The sequence below is a fragment of the Paenibacillus sp. LPE1-1-1.1 genome (assembly GCF_040676435.1).
In the GTDB taxonomy this organism is placed as follows: Bacteria; Bacillota; Bacilli; order Paenibacillales; family Paenibacillaceae; genus Pristimantibacillus.
In genome coordinates this window covers 60,346-79,790 of the sequence record NZ_JBEGHY010000012.1, presented here as the reverse complement: position 1 = coordinate 79,790, position 19,445 = coordinate 60,346, and the positions used below count along the sequence as shown (strand labels likewise).

Genomic DNA, 19,445 nt, shown 5'->3' with positions numbered 1-19,445 from the left:
TCGGATACCAGACGTTCCAGAGGAACACCGCGGCGCAATCGACTTTCGGAAAATGCAGCAGATGGTGCCGGGGATTGAGGGAGCTCGGGCGATTTACACCATTCTCAAGGAGCTAGGTGAATCCGCAACGAACGCTTATCGGTTGCGAAGATTGAACGAGGCTATGAGACTGGGGGTTAATAAAAGAGAATTTCCATCCTCCATCATCAGAATTCAAAACAGCCCGAATATGAGGTATCAAATGATCTTCAAAATCTACAAGCACATCCCCTATATCTTGGGCAATCGGCCAGTTAATATCTTGAAGCCATTCAAGTAATTGAGGCAGCACCAGTAATATATTTTCCTTTTTCGCATTTTCCAGTTGGTTTGCTCGCTCGTTGTCAAACTTGGTTCTTGGTATTATTTCAGTGTGATCCATCCCTTCCAACTCCTTAGGTTTACGGCACTCTTACACCTGCTATTCACCAGTTAAAATAGATATCCTTTAAGCAGGAAGCTACCTCACATTATCTATTACTCTTTTTCTATCATTTTTTGAAGAGAAATATGTATCGCTCGAAGATAACTTATTACGCAGATGAAACCTACAACTAAAATTATTATGATAAATTCCATTAAGCTCTCCTCCTTACTTTGTGTGAGGATTTTACCTCATTTTCATATATATGTTATTATGCATCACTGCCCGTTAGCTTAATAAAATGAGCAGGCCACCGCATTGCCTACTCATCCATATGTAAATTCAACTATTGTCTTCCGTTAGGGAATCACGTTCGGCACTCCGCTTCACTTCTCCAATAACGATGCCGGCTTTAGCCAACTGCTGCAGTGGATGAAAGATATGCAGGAAACGCACCAACTAAACGAAACCATCATCGGTATGGAACCAACCGGCCGCTACTGGCTCAGCCTCGCTGCCTGGCTCAAAGACCGGAGCCTCGAGGTCGTGTTGGTAAACCCTCATCTCGTAAAAAAAACAAGGAAAACCGCGATAATACTCCCTCCAAAAGCGACATCAAAGATACGTTAGGAATACCGGCCTTAACCCTCTGGATAGGCGTAACGAAGGAATGAAAGGGCATCGGCCCGTCGAGAAATGGGAGTGAAAGCCTCCGGAGGTACGTGGAGTAGCGTGCAGCAGATCAACAAAAAAGGAGCGAAAACTCGCCCATTCTGTTCCCGCATGCGCGTCGGTTGCCCATTTTGGCGGCTCTCGTCCCATTCAATCCGAGTTGCGATTCATCCTCTGGTGAAATCCTGCGAATAAGCGAGCATTCGTGAGAAAACTGCATCGTACCGAGGGAGCTTAATGACCTAATTTATTTTATGGTACGGCTTCTCCGCGCTGTCTGTAACGGCAAGTTTAGAGTCACCCTCTTACTAGATCACGTATGCGTAAAAGAATCGATTCATAGTCCAACAGAATTAGTTGTCACAATAACAGTATCCTAGAAATGACACAAATCTATTTAAGCTGTACTAAAGATAAAAAAGACGAACAACCATAAATCCATGATTGAAATATCAGTTGTTATGCGTTATGCCAATAGAACGTATAATGTGAATGCTGTTGAAAGCCTAATGACTTGTAAAAAGAACTATCAGAAATAACATATGCTTTTTCAGCACCTAAGGAGCAGCCTCTTTTCAAGGCTTCTAAAACCACTGCTTTTCCAAGTCCCTTCTGCCGATACTCCGGAATTGTACATACAGGTTCAACATAAACATAATCAGTTTTCTGACTATACCATATGCCGCAGTATGCAACATATTCCCCATTTTCATTTTCCGCAACAATGTGTATCCATGAATTCAAATGAGGTGCTGACAACATTACTCTTTGCTTACTCATAGTAGCTTCATCAACAGGTACAGGTCCTTCGTTGTCAAATGCCTTCCATAGCAAATGATGAAGCTTATATAAGTCATTATTTATATCAATATTCTTTATTATTATGCCTTCAGGAGTTATATAATCAAGGCTAACATTCTTTAGTGTAAGTTCAAGTATGTTTTCAGTTAGGTCATTCTCCAGAAATTTCTTACTGCTCAATAAATCTAGAGTGTGAGTATCCTTGTCATTCACCGCAATCCCAAGGCCATTTTCATTACTGAAAGTATCAGTGGCATAATTTAATATATCTTTTTCTAATTCTCTAAACCCTTGTTTAGTTGCAAAAAATGCTTCCCCGAAATAGTGGTCATAGGTTGTCATACCTACTAACTCGTCATTACAATACCATAAGCCAATCTTATCCATTAAGTCTCTATTAAATTCAGGATGAAAAAACATCCACTCCCACCTTGCCCAATTCCAATTTATATGATTACGGTCATACTTTGATAGTTCAATCAAGAAATCGCAAACTTTATCATAACAAGAATCATCGAACCTTCTAAAAACAATCTTCATTTCAATCCCCCAGAAAATACAACTAATAATAGCATGATATAGCGCCTCTGCGCGTAGCCCGTCAATCTCCTCGTAATGATGGTTCCCAATATAGCGAAAGCCAACACATAAGGAAGTAGGAACGGTATCGCCTGTAAAGCCATCAGGAATATCTGTCAGATTCTTTACACGCATAGAGGGTAAAGAATTCGTCCAACTAAGCGATGGATCAAGTGTCCTAGTTAGACCGGATATTGGGATGGAACCATGATCATATCTGGCCCATACACGGTTTGTTTGTGGCGGATAACAGTATGGTTCCTACAATGTCTGCGGCAAATCCGACGTTAACTACGGTTCCCCTCGCGATCCGCACGGCCGATCATATTTTGCAACAACGACAAGATTAAGTTAAATTAATCGATAAACCGTCAGGTTGAAATTCCCTGACGGTTTTTTTTATTTATTTTTGCGGTAGAAAGATGGTTTGACACCGTCTACTTTCTTAAAAGCTTTGCTGAATGACTGAATATCGGAGTATCCAAATTTTTCGGCAATTACAGTCAAAGATTCCGTAGTGAACTGAATTATCTCTTTCGCTTTTTCAATTCGTAACATTTGATGATATTGTATCGGACTCATACCGAATGTTTTTTTAAACAAATGAATTAAATAAAACTTGCTTATTCCTGAGATGTGAACGAGCTCGTCCACTGTCACCTTTTGATCGATATGATGTTTCAAGTAGTTGCGAATTTTAACCAATTCATCCATGTTGGTAACCAGATGAGGATTCTGGTTCCAATAATTCTCGCGAAGGAGATGGATAAACAGTTGAATGAACATACCCTTCACATTGGTCTCGTAATAAGGCAGCTTCATTTGGAATTCATTAATAATTTCAAATAGCATATTCTCGATAATAATAGGATTTCGAAGCCTCAGGTGGCTCGCAATCTTAAGCGAATTACTATCCAAGACGTCTTCGCGGAACCACATCATTTCCTCCTCAGAAATCTCCTCCAACGGTTTAAAAGAAATTTTCACATCAGGACTGTCTTCCTTAAATATCAAATCAAAATGCAAATGTGGTTGCCGACACCTTCCAGTACCTATTTTCATAATGGAATGCGGTTGTTTCGGTCGAAATAGAAATAAATCCCCAGGTTCTCCTTCATAAGTTTGATTTTCGATGGTTACTTTTACCCTTCCTTCTTTTACATAAAGAAGCTCGTAATCAAATAGAACTCGTTCTCGCAAGTGCCATTGTGACGGAACTGTACTGTCCATTGCCACACGAATATATGGAGAAAGCTTTTGAAGCAACATTCGGGTCACCTCCGAGAGAAAAATAAATAAAAAGCAATATATGATAAGTATTGAAAAATTATAGCCAAGGACTTTTAACTTATATTAATATACAATGAACTCGTGGAAAGCGCTACCATTAAGCGCTTCCAACATCATCAATACTTTAACAATACAGAACAACTTATTTGTATTGTATAAGCAAATGATGGAAAGCAATGAATATTATAGGAGGTAAAAACAATGAATGTATCCGCTGGGTGGATTGCCAATGATCGGGTTGTGTGCTGAATATCGACAACTGTTGTGGGATCGATAATACAAAATATAAAGGGGATGTTAGGTATGGCTTATCAGAAAAAAATGGGTTTGGTTGCTTTAGTTATCATGATGCTGATAATAGCAGTATTGTCGGGATGTACTGGCGGAAATGAAAAAGTAAGCAATACGGCAGGAAACAAAGAAGGCTCTGCGGATAAGCAAAAGGACAAGTCCCTTACTGTGCTCGTGGAAGGTGGAAGCCCCGCTTTTAAAGTGGCCACAGCTACAGCAGAAGAATTCAAGACTGAAACGGGGTACGAAGTAAAAATAGAGGCTGTTCCTTATATCGGCGTTTTTGATAAGCTCAACGCGGAATTGAAAGCCAAAACGGGTTCTTACGATGCCGCGATAATCGACATTCTGTGGTTTCCTGCATTAGCGAGTGGCTTAGAGCCAATGGACGACCTGTTTACAGATGAAGTGAAGAACGATTTGTATCCTAACTTGATCGATGGCGGAAAAGTAGACGACAAAATTCTCGGCATGCCGGTGTGGACTAACTCCAAAACCATGTTATACCGCAAAGACCTTTTTGAAGATGCGAAAGAAAAAGAAGCTTTCCAAAAGGAATACGGTTATGAACTGAAGGTGCCTACCAACTGGCAGGAGTATCGTGACACAGCTAAATTCTTCACACGAGATACGGACAACAATGGCGAGATGGATATGTATGGTACAGGTGTGTTAGGTAAAAATAACGGTGATTCCGTTGCGAGCTGGCTGGATCATGCTTTGCAAGCCGGAGCAGACCAACTCGTAGTCGGTGAAGACGGTAAATCAAATGTAAACACAAAACCGTACGTAGATGCTTTGGATTTCATCACTAAGGTTTTGAGAGAAGATAAATCGGCACCAGAAGGCGCTTTGAATATGGCTTCTGACGAAATTGCCGAGTTGTTCTGGAATGGCAAGATGGCAATGATGCTGGAATGGGGACACTTCTTCGTCCCGTCTAACGATCCTGCCAAATCGAAAGTAGCAGGAAAAGTAGCGACTGCGCCGATGATCGGCGGAGATGCCGGAGTTGGTGTTGTACCTGGTCCATGGTATCAAGTTATCCCAGCCTCCTCCAAGCAAAAAGACATCGCTAAAGAATACATTAAATTCCTTTACGATCGCAATGACCAATACTTGGCTGCAATTGGTGTAGCCGCTCGTAAGTCTATCCTCGAAACTAGCGGACAGAAACCTGAGTACGCTCATCTGATTTCGCTTGGCGAGACTTTGGCAGCGAAGCAAACTAAGAACCGCCCTGTACTTGAGCACTGGAACGAGATTGAAAGTGAAGCGCTGATTCCTGCTGTGCAAGCAGCTTTGTCGGGCAAGAAGACACCTCAAGAAGCACTGGATGAAGCAGCTGAGATCATTAACGAAATTCAAGGACAATAAAATTTATGTTTTGAGCGGAGGATAGGCGCGCCTATCCTTCGTTTCATCTATCGAAATGAAAAGGATGTGACTCTATGACCAAGAGTGATCGGAGAACAGCTCTATTGTTCTTTTCACCGGCTGCCGTTTTCATGGTTCTATTTTTCGTTTATCCCATGTTTCTTCTGGCAAGAGACAGTCTGTTCGATTCCAAAACCGGTACACAATTTGTCGGCGCAGAAAATTACGTCACTGCTTTAACTTCGGCCCGTTTCTATCACTCCCTTTACAATACTATCGTTTTTGTAATTGGAGCGGTGTCGATTGAGCTCGTGCTCGGATTAATTCTGGCGCTGCTGTTAAGCACGGGTTTCAAAGGCAGTCATTTTGCGCGTACGTTATTTTTAAGTCCGCTTATGATCGCACCGCTTGTCTGCGGTTTAATTTGGAAGTTCATGCTCAACGATCAATTCGGAATTCTTAATTCCTTTCTTTTCAAGATGGGTATCATTGACAGCCCGCAGAGCATCTTGTGGTTATCAGACGAAAGATTTGCACTTCTGTCCTGCATGATAGCAGATATCTGGCTGACTACGCCGTTTATGATGCTGATCCTGCTGGCAGGCATACAAGGCATACCCGAAAGTCTGTACGAAGCAGCGCACATTGACGGAGCGAATAAGAGCCAATGTTTCTGGCGTATTACACTGCCTTGTCTTCGTCCGGTCATCGTCGTCGCCGTCCTGATAAGAATGATTGATGCGGCACGCTCGTTTGATATCATTTGGGTGTTGACCCAAGGCGGCCCTAACTTCTCCTCTTCCCTTCTGAGCACGATGATCTATAACACGATGGCTCGTTATAATCAGGTTGGATATTCCAGTGCGCTTGCCATATTATTTATGGTCGCGTTAATGTCAATTTGCGGGTTTTTCATGATGCGGTTGTGGAATCCGAACAAGAAAGCAGTATGACACAGGGGGTTATCAAATGACTACGTTCACCAAACAAAGATTAACGGTAAGCTCCATGGTAATTCTGCTTTTAACGGGATTGTTTGTGCTTGCCTTCTTATTTCCTTACGTTTATTTAATCATGACTTCCCTGAAAGAATCAGCTGAAGTTATTTCATCTACCCCGACCTTAATTCCTACCGTATTCACTTTGGAAAATTACCGTACGATGTTTGATTTACTTCCGATTGCAAAATATTTTGGCAACAGCTTTTTTACCGCAATTTCCAGTACCGTTATAAGTGTATTTCTCGGATCGCTCGCCGCATACGGCCTGTCCCGGTTTTCCTCCCGTTTGGGTAATATGTTTTTATTGCTGACCCTCGGCGTGCGGATGGTGCCTTTAATCAGCGTGGCGGTTCCGATGTACGGAATTATAAACCAGTTGGGCCTATACGATACGAAATTCGCGTTGATCCTTGTGTATACAAGCATAAATATTCCATTCGTGATTTGGATGATGATCGGATTTTTTGATGGATTGCCAAAAGAGCTGGATGAATCTGCACGTGTGGATGGCTGCAGCAGGCTAGGTGCGTTTATAAAGATCATTCTTCCCATTTCCCTGCCGGGCTTGGCAACAACCTCCATCTTTTGTTATATGCTTTCGTGGAACGATTTTTTGATGGCATTGATGATGACCAGTACATCTGCTAAAACGATGCCTGTCGGTCTTTCCGAATTTTTGGGCGCGTATAATCTTGATTTAGGGCCTATGACGGCCGCGGCTGTCTGTTTCAGTTTACCGGTTATTATTTTCTCCATAATGATTCAAAAGTATATTGTAAGTGGCATGACGATGGGAGCAGTAAAGGAATGAGTGAAATGCCGGGGCTTCCTATCTCTTCCGTTAATGAAGCCGTCTGGAAACGTTATGCCGCATGGAAATAAGGAGGCGAACTCTATGTATGATGTTGTGGCACTAGGTGAATTATTAATTGACTTTACCCCTGACGGTTTGTCCGAGAAGGGCAATATTTTGTTCGAAAGGAATCCGGGCGGCGCACCTGCTAATGTTTTAGCCGTTTTATCTAAGTTTGGTAAAAAGACGGCGTTTATAGGCAAAGTGGGGCATGACCAATTCGGGTACTTCTTGGAGGAAACACTCCGGAATAATCGGATAGAATCGAGTGGTCTGGTGTTTGCTGAAAACGTAAATACGACACTGGCATTTGTTCATTTAAAAGAAGATGGAGACCGTTCGTTCAGCTTTTACGGAAAACCTGGGGCAGATCTTATGCTAGAGGAGAATGAAGTGAATTATGATCTAATCAGAAAAGGTCGGGTGTTTCATTTCGGTTCGGTTTCGTTGACGGGCGAACCTTTTAGGACGGCGACAATGAAAGCAGTTAAATTTGCAAAACAACAAGGGTTGTTAATATCTTACGATCCGAATTTAAGAGAACCGTTATGGGATTCACTGGACGAAGCCAAAGTCATCATTTCAGAGGGCTTGCATTACGCTGATGTGCTAAAAGTATCGGAAGAAGAGCTTCATTTTTTGACAGACAGTATGGATTTGGATGAAGGAACGAAATGGATATCGGATAAATACGGCATTTCTGTCATTTTTGTCACCCTTGGTAACAAAGGCTGTTTTTACAGATTGCGCGGGGATGTGGGCAGTATCCCTGCCTATCGAGTTAAAGCGATTGATGCAACGGGGGCAGGCGACGCTTTTTTCGGATCAATTTTATTTCACTTATTGGAAAATTATATGAAATTAGAGCAACTTACTATTTTAGATATTGAAAAATTCGTACAGTTTGCAAACGCTGCAGGAGCTTTAACTACGATGAGAAAAGGAGCGATCCCGGCGATACCGAATCTGGAGCAGGTTAAATTGTTTATGATGACAGGCTATTTAGAGACGAGTAATCAATAGAAATGCTTTAGCTGCCAAAGGCATGGATAGCTGCGTCTACTATACGATCGGTACAGGAATCGGTGTAGGCGTTTATACGGAAGGAAAGCTGGTTCACGGCTTGTGCATCCGGAGGACTATGCAACAGAAGTAACTGCTTCTCGCTTGGTTTGAAGGCGTTGAAAACATCTAACGAATAAACCGAAGGGCCTATTGTTTCTGTGAAAGTAAGAAAATCGCCTCATCCTGCCTTTTCTTGGCAAGGATATTAGCGATCTTTTTGACCATATAAGAATTTATAACTTTCCGAGTCTACGGAATCGACCAATAAAAACACACTAAATTGATAGGAGAACTTATTTATGGCTAGTAAAAATTATTACGACGTAACAGAGTGGCCTGTCGGTAATCCGTATGAAGATATTGGTGAGGTAATCAATAGCATTATAGCAGATATTAAAAGTAGGCAAACGGACACTGATGTGAATAAAGGCGGAAAGCCGGGTGCGGTTATCTATATTCCACCGGGAGATTATCATCTTGGCAGTCAAGTAGTTATTGACATCAGTTATCTTAAAATTATGGGTTCTGGACACGGGTTTACATCATCGAGTATTCGTTTTAATACTTCTGAGAATGAATGGGCGGATTTGCATGAATTGTGGCCGGGAGGAAGTCGCATACTCGTAGATATTCCCCTAGAAGTAAATGATGAGGAATATAAAGGAGCTGCATTTTATGTTGAACGAAGTGGAAATCCCCGAATAAGTTCGGTAGAGTTTTCTGACTTTTGTATTGATGGTTTGCATTTTGTTGAAGATGGTTCAGGAGAAACAAATCCGGAAAACACATACACTAACGGGAAAACGGGGATTTATGTTGCAAGTGCTTGTGACTCATTTCGGATTACAGGCATGGGGTTTGTGTATTTAGAGCATGGAATTACTATTTATCATGCAGATGCACTGACTATACATGATAATTTCATAGCTGAATGTGGTAACTGTATAGAACTACGAGGTTGGGGACAGGCTTCAAAAATAACCGATAACTTGATAGGAGCCGGTTTTAAAGGATATTCAATTTACGCTCAAAATTTTGGTGGACTTTTGATTACGGCAAATAATGTTTTTCCACGAGGTGCGAGCAGTATCTATTTTGATGGTGTGACACGTTCCAGTATCACAAATAATAGACTTCATTCATTTTATCCAGGAATGGTGGTATTCAGGGAAAATTGTTCGGAAAACTTGGTTTCTTCAAATCACTTTTTACGTGACCATGAACCTTGGACTCCTTTTCTGGGAATAGACAATGGTTTAGATGATTTGTATGGTCTCCTCTATATCAGTGGCAATAATAATTCTGTAATTGCTAATCACTTTTCTGAAGGAATTAATACTCAGAACATCAAGCCGGTAGGTGCAACACCTGTAATCATGCGTATTGTTTCGGGTAATGGAAATTATATTTCTAATAATCATGTTGTTGCCACGGAGGTTCATGCCAAGATAAGTGATTCTTGTTTCTCTGCGCAAGTAGACGCTTTGTTGACTACCGAAGCATCAGAGCCGCTTACCGTAACAACAGTATTGGTAGAAAAAGAATCGCTTCAAAATACGATTCTTGATTCGGGAAGTGATGCACAGGTTGTTATGGACAAGACTGTAAATGCATTCAGAGCCACTCCAACGCCAGGAGCATAAATAATATATTCAACTATGTTTTTGTGGTAGTTTTTGTTCCAAAGTTTCAATTGCAAGTCGGACACTTGAATTATTTCGTTTATCATTTAATTTTTGGGGTGCTTCCTAGCGATGGAAGTGCCTCTTTTTATAGTGTTCCCCATATTTGGATAAATGCCAATAAAGTAGACAGAAAAAAGGAATGTTTCTTTAGGAAGACTGCCAGAAAATGTATTATTTTAAGTTTGGAGAAAGCATTTTTCTCCCATATTAAGACGCAATCGAATAAAATTCGTTGCACTTTCATGCCCGTTACTTCAACGAAAAGCAACCGATCGTTAAGATCGGCTGCTTTCGTGTCTCCTCGAGCTAATTTTATTTGTTGGTTTTGTTCTTTTTTTCATTTACAAGTGGTTTTGTAATGGACACGAATACAAGTCCGATCGCCAATATTACTACCCACGCAGAAAAGGATGGCCATCCTTCTGTAAGCAATCCAAGGAACTTATACTCAAGCGGTTTGCCAAAAAGTACCCTTAAAAGTGGCTGTATGATTGTAGCAAGACCGAGAAGACTCAAATGATTCCCAAAACCTGAAACCCATCACTTTGTACTTTTTTCATTTTCATCACTCTCCGTATTTTACAAAAAGTGAGGGCTCTTCACTATGCAGCGAAATCGCGGCCCCCCTCTCGTCAGTATTTCAACTATCTTTCTCATTGAACAAATAATTGAGTATATAATCTTATTAAATCAGCAAAGATCGAGATTCAAAGATCCACTTTATTAGTTCTCATCCAATTCCGTCGTCTTGATGGTTGTTCCGAGTGAGGTTAATCGATATAGACCGAAAACAACTGGATTAGCTTGTATTAACCCTTCACGCATAAGGTCCTTTAGTAACTGATTTACGTCGGATGGATTCTCCGCTGCTTTTGGAAGCTGACCTGCAATCTGCTCCGGTGTCTGCCATTCTGTGGTTAATGTCAATAATACCGATTGTTGAAGTAGAGTCAAGTTCATGCTTTTATCCTCATTTTTATTGCTTACAATACGCGAATCTTTTAATGATAATACGATACAAATCTTTAAAGTTCCAATTAATAATTGCATTAAACTACCCGTTAGCTCAACATGTCTGCCCTTTTGCCGGCAACCTCGTCCTATTATTAAGTTATAGTGTCCCGATAGCGCAATAAATTTTTAACCTTCTTGAAATTATCTAATTTAACACCTACCTATGTGACATATTGAAGTATAAAAAAATAGGCAACCGCTCCCTTTTAATCCGGAAGACGATCGCCTATTAATCTGGAAATATGCAACTGTTTAGTTAATGCAATGTAATTATTTTGTTCCTGGTATTTGTGGACTTGTAGACCATGGTGATCTTTTAGCGTTAGTATCTGACGCCGGATCAGGCTGTGGCGTTGGTGCAGGATGTGCCTTAATGTATTCTAGTGCATTGTAGATTTGTACCGCCGCTTCTGCACGAGAGATTTCGGCCTTCGGATGGAAGTTCCCTTGTTCATCTAGTTGCACAACATGATAAGCAAGTGCTCGTTGGATGGATCCTTCATAATCAATGGTTAGATCCGTGTTATCGTTGATCTGGGCGGGAACAAGTTTGATCTGCGGAAGATTGCTGTGCGCTTCAATCGTGCTAATAAGCTGGTGAGTGAACTCTTCACGCGTCCATTTCTTGTTTGGATCTAAATCTGTCGGCAGTACGACTCCATTAACACTTGCTGTAATCAAGGCATTCGCATACCACGCATCGTTGTCTGCGTTTTTGAAATAATCCGTCGCTTTAGGTTCTACAAGGAATCTTACTAGATCTAGATTCAGATTCACGGCCTTAACAATAAGTTGAATGCCTTGTGCCGCTGTGATGGTATCATTAGGGGCAAATAAGTTGGCCGAAATACCATGGACTAAGCCTTGTTCTTGTAAAGCAATAATTTTATCCTTTGCCACGATATTAGTTAAATCCGAAAAAGGGGTGATAGCTGCATAGCTTTGTCCTGCAAAGGATAACGTTAATGCGGTTACCGTGGAAAGAGTAATCATTTTGAATTTTGTTTTCATTTCTTTCACCTCGTAGAGTTATTGGTTTGTGCTTTTGGGTTTTGACTTTTAATTCAGCCTGTCTTGAGTAGACTCTTGCATTTTTTGATCGTTGTTCGGATTAACCGGGCTTTCTCATGATTCACCTGATGCTACCCTTTCACTAGTAATACAATTGAGGAACCCATTATTTTTCACATTGCAAAAAAAAGCTTTGGACAATAGCTTATAAAAGGAACACTACACTTCTATCCGTATATGTTCGTCTACCAAAACGGCAATTGTCCACGCCCTGAAGCAAACAACAAGCCCCTTGGAGGCCAAGGGGCTTGTTAGCAAGCTTCACTTCACTATAAACAAAGAACGAAATAAAGCCCGCGGTTTCCGCGGACTTCATTCGGACAATGATGTCCTTCTTCACACTCTCTTTTTATATACCCTCATTGCAAAGAAATAAGCTACGAACAAAATCCCGACGCACCACGCAAGAGCGACCCATATATCATTGCCCACCGGCTGACCTGACAGCAGCGCACGTATAGCCTCTACGATCGAGGTCACCGGTTGATTTTCAGCGAAGGCACGAACGACCGAGGGCATCGACTCGGTCGGAACAAATGCCGAGCTGATAAATGGCAGGAAGATAAGCGGGTAGGAAAAGGCACTTGCGCCATCGACCGTTTTTGCAGACAGACCTGCTATGGCCGCTAACCAAGTTAATGCCAGCGTAAACAGCGCGAGTATGCCGACAACCGCAAGCCACGACAGTATCCCCGCAGACGAATGAAAGCCCATAATCAAAGCGATGAGAATGATTATGATAAGGGATATAGCGTTGGATACTAGTGAGGTGAGTACATGTCCCCAAAGAAATGCGGAACGTGAAATGGGCATGGTTTGAAACCGCTCGAATATGCCCTTCTGCACATCGTTAAACAGTCGAAAAGCCGTGTAGGATATTCCGCTAGCAATGGCAATTAGAAGTATACCTGGCAGCAGGTAATTCACATAGTTATCCGTTCCGGTTTGAATGGCACCGCCGAACACATAGACGAACAGCAGCATCAACGCAATCGGCGTGATGGTGACCGTAATGATGGTATCCATGCTGCGAGAAATATGACGCATAGAACGTCCTAGCAGAATGCTCATATCGCTGAAAAAGTGTTTCTTTACTCCCTCCATTTACTTTCCCTCCCTTTTGCCGACGATTGCAAGGAAAATATCCTCTAATGTCGGCTGTTTTTCAATATACTCCACCTTTGCGAGCGGGAACAGCTTTTTCAGCTCCGAAAGCGTGCCGCTGGCAATAATCTTACCCTCATGCAGAATGGCAATTTTGTCGGCAAGCTGCTCTGCTTCTTCCAGATACTGCGTGGTTAAAAGAACCGTCGTACCGCCATTCGCAAGCTCTTTGACAATGTTCCATACCTCGATACGTGCCTCAGGGTCGAGTCCTGTGGTCGGCTCGTCGAGGAATATGATCTTTGGTTTGCCCACAAGGCTCAAGGCGATGTCGAGCCTGCGGCGCATACCACCCGAATAAGTGGATACTCTGCAGTCAGCGGCTTCTGTCAGGCCGAAGCTTTTAAGCAAGTCGTCTGCAACCTGCCGTGGGTTTTTAAGGTATCGCAGCTTGGCAATCAAGATAAGATTTTCCCGTCCGGTCAATAATTCGTCAACGGCGGCAAATTGACCGGTCAGACTGATCGCTTGCCGCACATCCTCGGGTTTTGAAGCAACATCGAATCCGTTTACGGTAACGGATCCGCCATCTTGTTTGAGCAGCGTGGTGAGAATTTTGACAACCGTAGTCTTGCCTGCCCCGTTGGACCCGAGCAACGCGAAAATACTGCCCTCTTCCACCTCAAAATCTACACCCTTTAGGACCTGAAGATCCTTATAGGACTTTTTGAGCCCAGTTACTTTAATTGATTTGTTTGGCATATTATTATCCCCCCTTAAATTACGGTAACCTTAGACAGATCGGCCTCCATGCCCTTAAGGGAGGCATAAGTCAACTTATCCATCATTGCTCCGTCAAAGCAGATCGTTTTAATGACGCGATAATATTTCTTCGTTAACGTAAAACCTGAATTAAAAGACACATTTTTAAGCGTTGCTCCCCTAAACGAAACTTCGTTTAATGCCGCCTTGTCAAACTTAACGCCGATAAAGGATTGCCCGTCAAAACGCTGCCCGCCCAAGGCGGAGTACTTGAAGTCAACCCCATCAAATAAACAACCTTCAAAAATCGTTTTGCTAAGATCGGTCAGCGTTAACGTCACGTCGGTCAGTCTTACTCCTGTGAATTTGGCTCCGACAAGCCCCGACTTGCTGAAATTGGTTCGTACAAGGATCGTCTTATTGAAGCTTGCATTTGTCAGGTCAAGTGCGGATAGGCTGCAGTCCGTCAGATTCGCGCCGTCAAAATTGGCTTCGCGTACGTCGCTGCTCTTAAACGAACTGCCGGTCAAATCTGCGCCCGAAAAGTCGGAACCGTGCAACGCGCTACCTTTAAACTGTCCCTTATGGGCCGTAACGCCTGCAAAGTCGCTTTTCGCCAGGTTGCTTGCGCTAAAGTTTGTCACCACCTGACGTTCCAGCGAGCGGGAGAGGTTGGAGACCTCCAGGATCGTTTGCTCGATGTCGCCGATACTCTCAATAGTCATCTTAAACGCTGTTTCATCGTCCTTGCCCTCAGCTTTGAGTTCACGGAACCGCTCCTGTAAATCGGTGTGCAGGTCGGCCTTTAATTCGGTGACGCTTTTTACTCCATCGTATGGCGTAAATACGCCGTTCAAATAATTCGTCAATTTCTGATTCATCATTCATCTCTCCTTATAATAAGTTTTCAAGAACGCGCTTCGCGTACTCCCAGTTGCTTATATTGCGGGCGTAAGCAGTCTTACCCTTTTCGGTAATTCTAAAATATTTACGGCGCCCACCCTGAGATTCATCGCCCCAAAACCACTCTATATCGCCATCCGCCTCAAGCCGTCGGACGCTGGAGTACATCGTGGCTTCCTTTAATTCATACTCGCCGCCCGAGCGTTCGGCAATCAGTTTGACGATCTCGTAACCGTACCGGTCAGCTTCGGATAAAAGCCGTAAGATCATCGTATCGGTATGTCCGCGCAGCAGGTCGGATGTAATTTTGTTCTCGCTCATGTAATCAACCTCCATGTTTGTATAATACGCCACATTACTATGACTGTCAATGTAGTATTTCCAATTGATTACTTTGCCTATAAGTGAAAGCTCTTTGGCCATCCACAATGAGGCATCACAAAAATAAAAAAAGCCGCGCTATGCGCGGAGCTTCATGTTAATTTGTTTCGTCATACGTTGAGCTATCCTGCCCATAGTGTGGAAAAGACAGCCGATCATTGTGATCGGCTGTCTAGGTGACTTCCATTGGGAGCATCTGCTGACTCAATAATGTTAAAAATTTCGTCATATCCAAGACTTTGAGTTCCACCACACTGGCAAGATATTATCCGATATTGCATGTCTTGGCGAATAGATTGCGTATATACGCATCCTACCCGCTAACAATTTACTGCTTTCGGTTTTTAGTATGATTATCTTTATAGTTCTTTCTTACATTTTACAATTAGAAAATTTATTGGAGGTTTATTTCCCATGTTCTTACTCGGCTCATCAATTTCTGAAATCTCTACCAGTCCATATTTTTCAAATTCTTGTTTTATGGAGTCAGAATCATAAAAAAACATTTTCACGCCTTCCATTATCTCGAAATAGTCTTTATCCAATTGTTTTCCCTTTCCAAACATTGGAGCTTGTTTTGAAACAGTTGTAAAAATCATATATCCATTTGGTTTTAACTGATTATAGCAATCTTTAATAAACTTATCTCTCTCACGATTATTCAATAAGTGGATAAGTGCATAGCAAAATATGCCGTCATAGAGTTTGTTATCAAAAGGCATGTCAGTTACGGAACCATGAAAAATACTAATATCAAGCCCGTTTTGCCTCGCTAAATCAATCGCTGTTTTTGAAATCTCAATACCTGTTACTTTTATTCCATTGTCAATAAAAACCTTTGCATTTCTTCCATATCCAATACCTGGTATCAGTATGTCCTTAACATTCCTTTCAAGGAAAAAGTCCTTTGACACGATTGCGGAGTCTGTAGGTTCAAATCCCCACATCGTTTGCTTTTCTATAAAACTTGATTCCCAGAATTCCTTCATATCTTATCTCCTTTATGTTTTAATCAATACATTTCTAATTTCACTAGGACAGATGAACAAGCCATGATCTTATATAATGCATATATATAAGTTAGAGTAAAACTTTCAATATAGGGATGTGTCTAACTATGGCTACAAGAATGACAAGAAATTATACTGTCCATGATATGAGAGATGAAGTACTCTATTTTAACAGCCTTTGGAAACGATCATTTGCTAACGGAAGAGCAATCTATACCGCTCTTTCAAATCATTCAACCATTAGACTGACAAACACTACTCCAAGTGGTAGGCTAATTCCTGTAGTTATTCAAAGATACAAAAAAGGAAGTGTTGTTGTAGTTATTGATACAGCAGTACATTTACCGCCACATTCAACCAAAAGACTTTAATAATTAAAAAGAATATACTTAAATGAGAGCTGCTTTATGAGCTTTCTTTTTTTTCTTATAAATAAAAGTCCATTATTTATCTAAAGTTATTTTTCAGGTTTGCTCTCATAAGAGAGGCAATCTTTTGTTCGTCTCCATTCTGTATCCGTTCCAGTTGATTAATGACAAGTTCTTGCCTTTGTACTGAATGGTTTTGACTTAACTTTGCTTTACCCTCTATCTTGTTGATTTTTATTTTGAATCCTTGAATCCCTTTATTCAGTCCAGCGATATAGTCTGCGTCTACCTCTTGTATTTTATATGAACTATCAGGGGCTTCATACTTCAATACCATTTCATGCAAGGAATCCATTAACTCTTTTTCATCATCAATAAGTGTGACTTCACCGTATACATGAACAGTTACATAATTCCATGTTGGAACTGCTTTGTTTGTTTCATACCATGAAGGAGAGATATAGCAATGCGGACCATGAAAAATGGCTAATACATTTTGATTGCTAATATCCTTCCACTGAGGATTCGGACGTGCAAAATGACCATATAAGTATTTGTTCTCCTTATCCAAAATCAATGGTAAATGAGTAGCAAAGGGTACTCCATCTTGTTGTGAAAACAGTGTTGCAAAGCTATGTTCTTTGATAATGTCGTAAGCGACTTTTATTTCATCAATGTGAAAGTGTGAAGGGATATACATGGTTTTCTCCTCCTCATTTGCTCTTATAACAAAACTGACCTTAGCTTAATGACAGAAGGAACAACTGCCACGGCAGCAAACTGCTTCCTGGATGGCTGATCTAACGTTCGCTGTTAACTGAATATCATTTTAGAGAAATTGTTATATGAGTTTTTTGGTCATTATAAAATCTATTTGTTCTTCATCACCCATATAGAAAGAGTGGGCTCCTGTTTGAACAAAGCCCATTTTTTTATAAAAGGTAATTGCGCTCTCATTTTTTTCCCAAACCCCTAACCAGATCTTCTCTTTATTCCTTTCTATAGCTATTTCTATAGCTTTATTTATTAGATATTTACCAAGCCCCCGTTTATGAAGTTTTTTTCTTATATATATCCTCTCGATTTCAAGCGAATCATTGCCCATTATTTCAGTTTGAACTTCATTGGTGTTTAGCTTTAAATACCCGGCAATTTCCTCATTGGAATAAATAAAATAGAATTCCGAAGAAATATTTGATAATTCTTTTTCTAATTGTTTTAAGTTAAATGCTTTTTGCAAGTAGGCTTTCATATTTTCAGGTGAATTTTGATTCTTAAATGTCTCATTAAATGTTTCAACACTAATTTCTTGAAGCAATCCTAGATCTTCAAAATTGCACTTTTTTATATTTATAGTCATTTTATTTGTCATCCTTTTACTAAATCAATAATTTCTCTTGTTTCCCTTCTTCACAAACTCCCAGTCTTTTTCTACATTTTTTCTGACTCTTTGCAGCAGGTTTAAAATCGTTGCTACTTCACTTTCGGAGAATCCAGATAGTGCGACCATATTGGAATAATCGTTTTCCCTTTTTATAAAAGGGTAAACAGCCTTCCCTTTCTCTGTAGGAAATAGTTTTTTAATTTTCTGGTTATAGTGATCATCGTTCTTTTCAATAAAGTCATTAATTTCCAGTTTCTTTATAGCACGAGCAGCTGTTGTTCGGTCTACCTTTATCATTTCAGCTAACTTTTCTTGAATAATTCCTGGATTTTCACATATTCGCACGAGGTACAAGTACTGTCCTTTTGTAAGGTCATACTTTTTAAATTCTATATTACTTATAGAATCCAATGCCCTAGCAATCATTCCAACCTCACGTAGAATTTCCATCATAATTGCAACTCCACTAATATTGTTTTTTTCAAACGCCGTAAAAAAATAGTACATTATTTTTGTTGCATTTACAACAAAAAAACCTATTTCCTTTTACTTACTAATCTGCCCGTTAGCTTAACGAAGAAAGGAGCAGCTGCCGCAGCAATCTGCTCCATGATTGTTAACTATCGTGTCCCGTTTAACATAACGATGCGTCGTTGAATTAAAAACTTTATTGATTAAAACTATTTTCATAAATATCAAGGAACTTAGATACCATTACACCTTGTTGTTTAACCATTTCATCTTTAGTCTCAAGTTGCCTAGCAAATTTCTTATAGTCTCTATAATTCTCATTACCAATAGGCATTAAATCATACTCGACCGCAGTTGCATCAAAACCTTGTTTATAATCGATTTGAGCTTGTTGCAATGCCTTCTTATGATCTTTAAAAATAGGCATTCCTTTGGCATTAGCTCCTATTTCATACGCATCGTTACCACCGAAATCGGCACTTAACTGGCTTGTATCATAGTCATCAACAACTTTTGAAGGTGAATTGCAGGCAGTAAGAAATGTCAGTAAAACAATACTAATCACCATCATTATATATTTCATTTTTTTCCTCCGAATTAGAGAGTTATTACTTCTTCAAAAAGAAGATGTTTGCTGGTACGTGACGGCTGAACCCGCAGCAACTTCGCGATGTTCGTTTATTCTGCTATTGTTGCCCGTTAACGGAACAACTAACTATTGGATTATTAATTAGTCATTTCTTTTAAAAATGGAATAAGAAAAATAAATCACTCCACCAACTCCTAAAATCATTGATATACCAAACAATATCCATACTATTTGCACAATAGTATCACTAAGGCCGTTACCTACTGGACCAACTTTTGGTTCGAAAAATTTATTTAGTTTCCATATACCATAGAAATTGAGAAATATTGACGCGAACAATCCAACAAAATTTTTCTGTTTAATATTACTCA

The 19,445-nt window shown here is 40.6% G+C and carries 21 protein-coding genes and 2 pseudogenes; 9 read left to right on the top strand and 14 right to left on the bottom strand.

Annotated elements, in window-relative coordinates; genetic code table 11:
- Positions 1-112: 112 nt before the first annotated feature.
- Complete coding sequence (locus MRBLPE1_RS11060; protein ID WP_364145243.1) at positions 113-421, bottom strand: DUF5071 domain-containing protein; 309 nt, start codon at positions 419-421, stop codon at positions 113-115.
- Positions 422-766: 345 nt separating this feature from the next.
- On the opposite strand from MRBLPE1_RS11060, the pseudogene MRBLPE1_RS11055 reads away from it, so the two are divergent.
- A pseudogene (locus MRBLPE1_RS11055) lies at positions 767-1,038 on the top strand (IS110 family transposase); the annotation flags it as partial.
- A 496-nt stretch (positions 1,039-1,534) separates the two neighbouring features.
- Here the strand turns inward: MRBLPE1_RS11055 and MRBLPE1_RS11050 are convergent.
- A complete protein-coding gene (locus tag MRBLPE1_RS11050) occupies positions 1,535-2,590 on the bottom strand; it encodes a GNAT family N-acetyltransferase (protein WP_364145239.1) in 1,056 nt (351 codons plus the stop codon).
- A 59-nt stretch (positions 2,591-2,649) separates the two neighbouring features.
- On the opposite strand from MRBLPE1_RS11050, the gene MRBLPE1_RS11045 reads away from it, so the two are divergent.
- Positions 2,650-2,805 carry a GMC oxidoreductase gene (locus tag MRBLPE1_RS11045; RefSeq protein WP_414698868.1) on the top strand — a complete coding sequence of 52 codons (156 nt, stop codon included), beginning with the start codon at positions 2,650-2,652 and terminating at the stop codon, positions 2,803-2,805.
- A 49-nt stretch (positions 2,806-2,854) separates the two neighbouring features.
- Here the strand turns inward: MRBLPE1_RS11045 and MRBLPE1_RS11040 are convergent, their stop codons facing one another.
- Positions 2,855-3,724 carry an AraC family transcriptional regulator gene (locus MRBLPE1_RS11040; protein ID WP_364145237.1) on the bottom strand — a complete coding sequence of 290 codons (870 nt, stop codon included), beginning with the start codon at positions 3,722-3,724 and terminating at the stop codon, positions 2,855-2,857.
- 324 nt (positions 3,725-4,048) lie between these two features.
- Here MRBLPE1_RS11040 and MRBLPE1_RS11035 point away from each other — a divergent pair, with 324 nt between their 5' ends.
- The 6 genes and pseudogenes from MRBLPE1_RS11035 to MRBLPE1_RS11010 all read left to right on the top strand — a co-directional run bounded on the left by MRBLPE1_RS11035 (position 4,049) and on the right by MRBLPE1_RS11010 (position 9,975).
- Complete coding sequence (locus MRBLPE1_RS11035; RefSeq protein WP_364145235.1) at positions 4,049-5,413, top strand: ABC transporter substrate-binding protein; 1,365 nt, start codon at positions 4,049-4,051, stop codon at positions 5,411-5,413.
- A 74-nt stretch (positions 5,414-5,487) separates the two neighbouring features.
- Entirely contained in the window at positions 5,488-6,366 is an 879-nt protein-coding gene (locus tag MRBLPE1_RS11030) for a carbohydrate ABC transporter permease (RefSeq protein ID WP_028610086.1), read from the top strand.
- 16 nt (positions 6,367-6,382) lie between these two features.
- Positions 6,383-7,225 carry a carbohydrate ABC transporter permease gene (locus tag MRBLPE1_RS11025; protein WP_364145233.1) on the top strand — a complete coding sequence of 281 codons (843 nt, stop codon included), beginning with the start codon at positions 6,383-6,385 and terminating at the stop codon, positions 7,223-7,225.
- An 84-nt stretch (positions 7,226-7,309) separates the two neighbouring features.
- Positions 7,310-8,290, top strand: coding sequence for a PfkB family carbohydrate kinase (locus MRBLPE1_RS11020; protein WP_364145232.1), 981 nt, complete (start codon positions 7,310-7,312; stop codon positions 8,288-8,290).
- A gap of 10 nt (positions 8,291-8,300) precedes the next feature.
- Positions 8,301-8,393: pseudogene (locus MRBLPE1_RS11015) on the top strand (ROK family protein); the annotation flags it as partial.
- A gap of 238 nt (positions 8,394-8,631) precedes the next feature.
- Positions 8,632-9,975, top strand: a complete 1,344-nt coding sequence (locus MRBLPE1_RS11010) for a NosD domain-containing protein (RefSeq protein ID WP_364145230.1) — start codon at positions 8,632-8,634, stop codon at positions 9,973-9,975.
- 765 nt (positions 9,976-10,740) lie between these two features.
- On the opposite strand, the gene MRBLPE1_RS11005 is transcribed toward MRBLPE1_RS11010, so the two are convergent.
- From MRBLPE1_RS11005 to MRBLPE1_RS10975, 7 genes are all read right to left on the bottom strand, one after another.
- Positions 10,741-10,977, bottom strand: coding sequence for a hypothetical protein (locus tag MRBLPE1_RS11005; RefSeq protein WP_364145228.1), 237 nt, complete (start codon positions 10,975-10,977; stop codon positions 10,741-10,743).
- A gap of 324 nt (positions 10,978-11,301) precedes the next feature.
- Entirely contained in the window at positions 11,302-12,042 is a 741-nt protein-coding gene (locus MRBLPE1_RS11000; protein ID WP_364145226.1) for an S-layer homology domain-containing protein, read from the bottom strand.
- 396 nt (positions 12,043-12,438) lie between these two features.
- Positions 12,439-13,206, bottom strand: a complete 768-nt coding sequence (locus MRBLPE1_RS10995; protein ID WP_364145225.1) for an ABC transporter permease — start codon at positions 13,204-13,206, stop codon at positions 12,439-12,441.
- Complete coding sequence (locus tag MRBLPE1_RS10990; protein WP_364145223.1) at positions 13,207-13,968, bottom strand: ABC transporter ATP-binding protein; 762 nt, start codon at positions 13,966-13,968, stop codon at positions 13,207-13,209.
- Between the two features lie 14 nt (positions 13,969-13,982).
- Positions 13,983-14,849, bottom strand: coding sequence for a pentapeptide repeat-containing protein (locus MRBLPE1_RS10985; protein ID WP_364145221.1), 867 nt, complete (start codon positions 14,847-14,849; stop codon positions 13,983-13,985).
- Positions 14,850-14,862: 13 nt separating this feature from the next.
- Positions 14,863-15,192, bottom strand: coding sequence for a PadR family transcriptional regulator (locus MRBLPE1_RS10980; protein ID WP_364145219.1), 330 nt, complete (start codon positions 15,190-15,192; stop codon positions 14,863-14,865).
- Between the two features lie 419 nt (positions 15,193-15,611).
- Complete coding sequence (locus MRBLPE1_RS10975; RefSeq protein ID WP_364145217.1) at positions 15,612-16,241, bottom strand: class I SAM-dependent methyltransferase; 630 nt, start codon at positions 16,239-16,241, stop codon at positions 15,612-15,614.
- 128 nt (positions 16,242-16,369) lie between these two features.
- Here MRBLPE1_RS10975 and MRBLPE1_RS10970 point away from each other — a divergent pair, with 128 nt between their 5' ends.
- Positions 16,370-16,633 carry a hypothetical protein gene (locus tag MRBLPE1_RS10970; protein ID WP_364145215.1) on the top strand — a complete coding sequence of 88 codons (264 nt, stop codon included), beginning with the start codon at positions 16,370-16,372 and terminating at the stop codon, positions 16,631-16,633.
- Positions 16,634-16,709: 76 nt separating this feature from the next.
- On the opposite strand, the gene MRBLPE1_RS10965 is transcribed toward MRBLPE1_RS10970, so the two are convergent.
- The 4 genes from MRBLPE1_RS10965 to MRBLPE1_RS10950 form a co-directional block, all read right to left on the bottom strand.
- Positions 16,710-17,330, bottom strand: coding sequence for an FMN-binding negative transcriptional regulator (locus MRBLPE1_RS10965; RefSeq protein ID WP_364145213.1), 621 nt, complete (start codon positions 17,328-17,330; stop codon positions 16,710-16,712).
- A gap of 141 nt (positions 17,331-17,471) precedes the next feature.
- On the bottom strand, positions 17,472-17,990 hold the full coding sequence (locus MRBLPE1_RS10960) for a GNAT family N-acetyltransferase (protein ID WP_364145211.1): 519 nt from the start codon (positions 17,988-17,990) through the stop codon (positions 17,472-17,474).
- Between the two features lie 24 nt (positions 17,991-18,014).
- Positions 18,015-18,467, bottom strand: coding sequence for a MarR family winged helix-turn-helix transcriptional regulator (locus MRBLPE1_RS10955; protein WP_364145209.1), 453 nt, complete (start codon positions 18,465-18,467; stop codon positions 18,015-18,017).
- A 214-nt stretch (positions 18,468-18,681) separates the two neighbouring features.
- Positions 18,682-19,068 (bottom strand): hypothetical protein, encoded by a 387-nt coding sequence (locus MRBLPE1_RS10950; protein ID WP_364145207.1) that lies wholly within the window; start codon positions 19,066-19,068, stop codon positions 18,682-18,684.
- Positions 19,069-19,445 lie beyond the last annotated feature (377 nt).

What these genes read in the sequence shown, in the direction of transcription:
- MRBLPE1_RS11060 (WP_364145243.1), bottom strand. Translation starts at nt 421, where the DNA reads ATGGATCACACTGAAATAATACCAAGAACCAAGTTTGACAACGAGCGA.
- MRBLPE1_RS11050 (WP_364145239.1), bottom strand. Translation starts at nt 2,590, where the DNA reads ATGCGTGTAAAGAATCTGACAGATATTCCTGATGGCTTTACAGGCGAT.
- MRBLPE1_RS11040 (WP_364145237.1), bottom strand. Translation starts at nt 3,724, where the DNA reads ATGTTGCTTCAAAAGCTTTCTCCATATATTCGTGTGGCAATGGACAGT.
- MRBLPE1_RS11035 (WP_364145235.1), top strand. Translation starts at nt 4,049, where the DNA reads ATGGCTTATCAGAAAAAAATGGGTTTGGTTGCTTTAGTTATCATGATG.
- MRBLPE1_RS11030 (WP_028610086.1), top strand. Translation starts at nt 5,488, where the DNA reads ATGACCAAGAGTGATCGGAGAACAGCTCTATTGTTCTTTTCACCGGCT.
- MRBLPE1_RS11025 (WP_364145233.1), top strand. Translation starts at nt 6,383, where the DNA reads ATGACTACGTTCACCAAACAAAGATTAACGGTAAGCTCCATGGTAATT.
- MRBLPE1_RS11020 (WP_364145232.1), top strand. Translation starts at nt 7,310, where the DNA reads ATGTATGATGTTGTGGCACTAGGTGAATTATTAATTGACTTTACCCCT.
- MRBLPE1_RS11010 (WP_364145230.1), top strand. Translation starts at nt 8,632, where the DNA reads ATGGCTAGTAAAAATTATTACGACGTAACAGAGTGGCCTGTCGGTAAT.
- MRBLPE1_RS11005 (WP_364145228.1), bottom strand. Translation starts at nt 10,977, where the DNA reads ATGAACTTGACTCTACTTCAACAATCGGTATTATTGACATTAACCACA.
- MRBLPE1_RS11000 (WP_364145226.1), bottom strand. Translation starts at nt 12,042, where the DNA reads ATGAAAACAAAATTCAAAATGATTACTCTTTCCACGGTAACCGCATTA.
- MRBLPE1_RS10995 (WP_364145225.1), bottom strand. Translation starts at nt 13,206, where the DNA reads ATGGAGGGAGTAAAGAAACACTTTTTCAGCGATATGAGCATTCTGCTA.
- MRBLPE1_RS10990 (WP_364145223.1), bottom strand. Translation starts at nt 13,968, where the DNA reads ATGCCAAACAAATCAATTAAAGTAACTGGGCTCAAAAAGTCCTATAAG.
- MRBLPE1_RS10985 (WP_364145221.1), bottom strand. Translation starts at nt 14,849, where the DNA reads ATGAATCAGAAATTGACGAATTATTTGAACGGCGTATTTACGCCATAC.
- MRBLPE1_RS10980 (WP_364145219.1), bottom strand. Translation starts at nt 15,192, where the DNA reads ATGAGCGAGAACAAAATTACATCCGACCTGCTGCGCGGACATACCGAT.
- MRBLPE1_RS10975 (WP_364145217.1), bottom strand. Translation starts at nt 16,241, where the DNA reads ATGAAGGAATTCTGGGAATCAAGTTTTATAGAAAAGCAAACGATGTGG.
- MRBLPE1_RS10970 (WP_364145215.1), top strand. Translation starts at nt 16,370, where the DNA reads ATGGCTACAAGAATGACAAGAAATTATACTGTCCATGATATGAGAGAT.
- MRBLPE1_RS10965 (WP_364145213.1), bottom strand. Translation starts at nt 17,330, where the DNA reads ATGTATATCCCTTCACACTTTCACATTGATGAAATAAAAGTCGCTTAC.
- MRBLPE1_RS10960 (WP_364145211.1), bottom strand. Translation starts at nt 17,990, where the DNA reads ATGACTATAAATATAAAAAAGTGCAATTTTGAAGATCTAGGATTGCTT.
- MRBLPE1_RS10955 (WP_364145209.1), bottom strand. Translation starts at nt 18,467, where the DNA reads ATGATGGAAATTCTACGTGAGGTTGGAATGATTGCTAGGGCATTGGAT.
- MRBLPE1_RS10950 (WP_364145207.1), bottom strand. Translation starts at nt 19,068, where the DNA reads ATGAAATATATAATGATGGTGATTAGTATTGTTTTACTGACATTTCTT.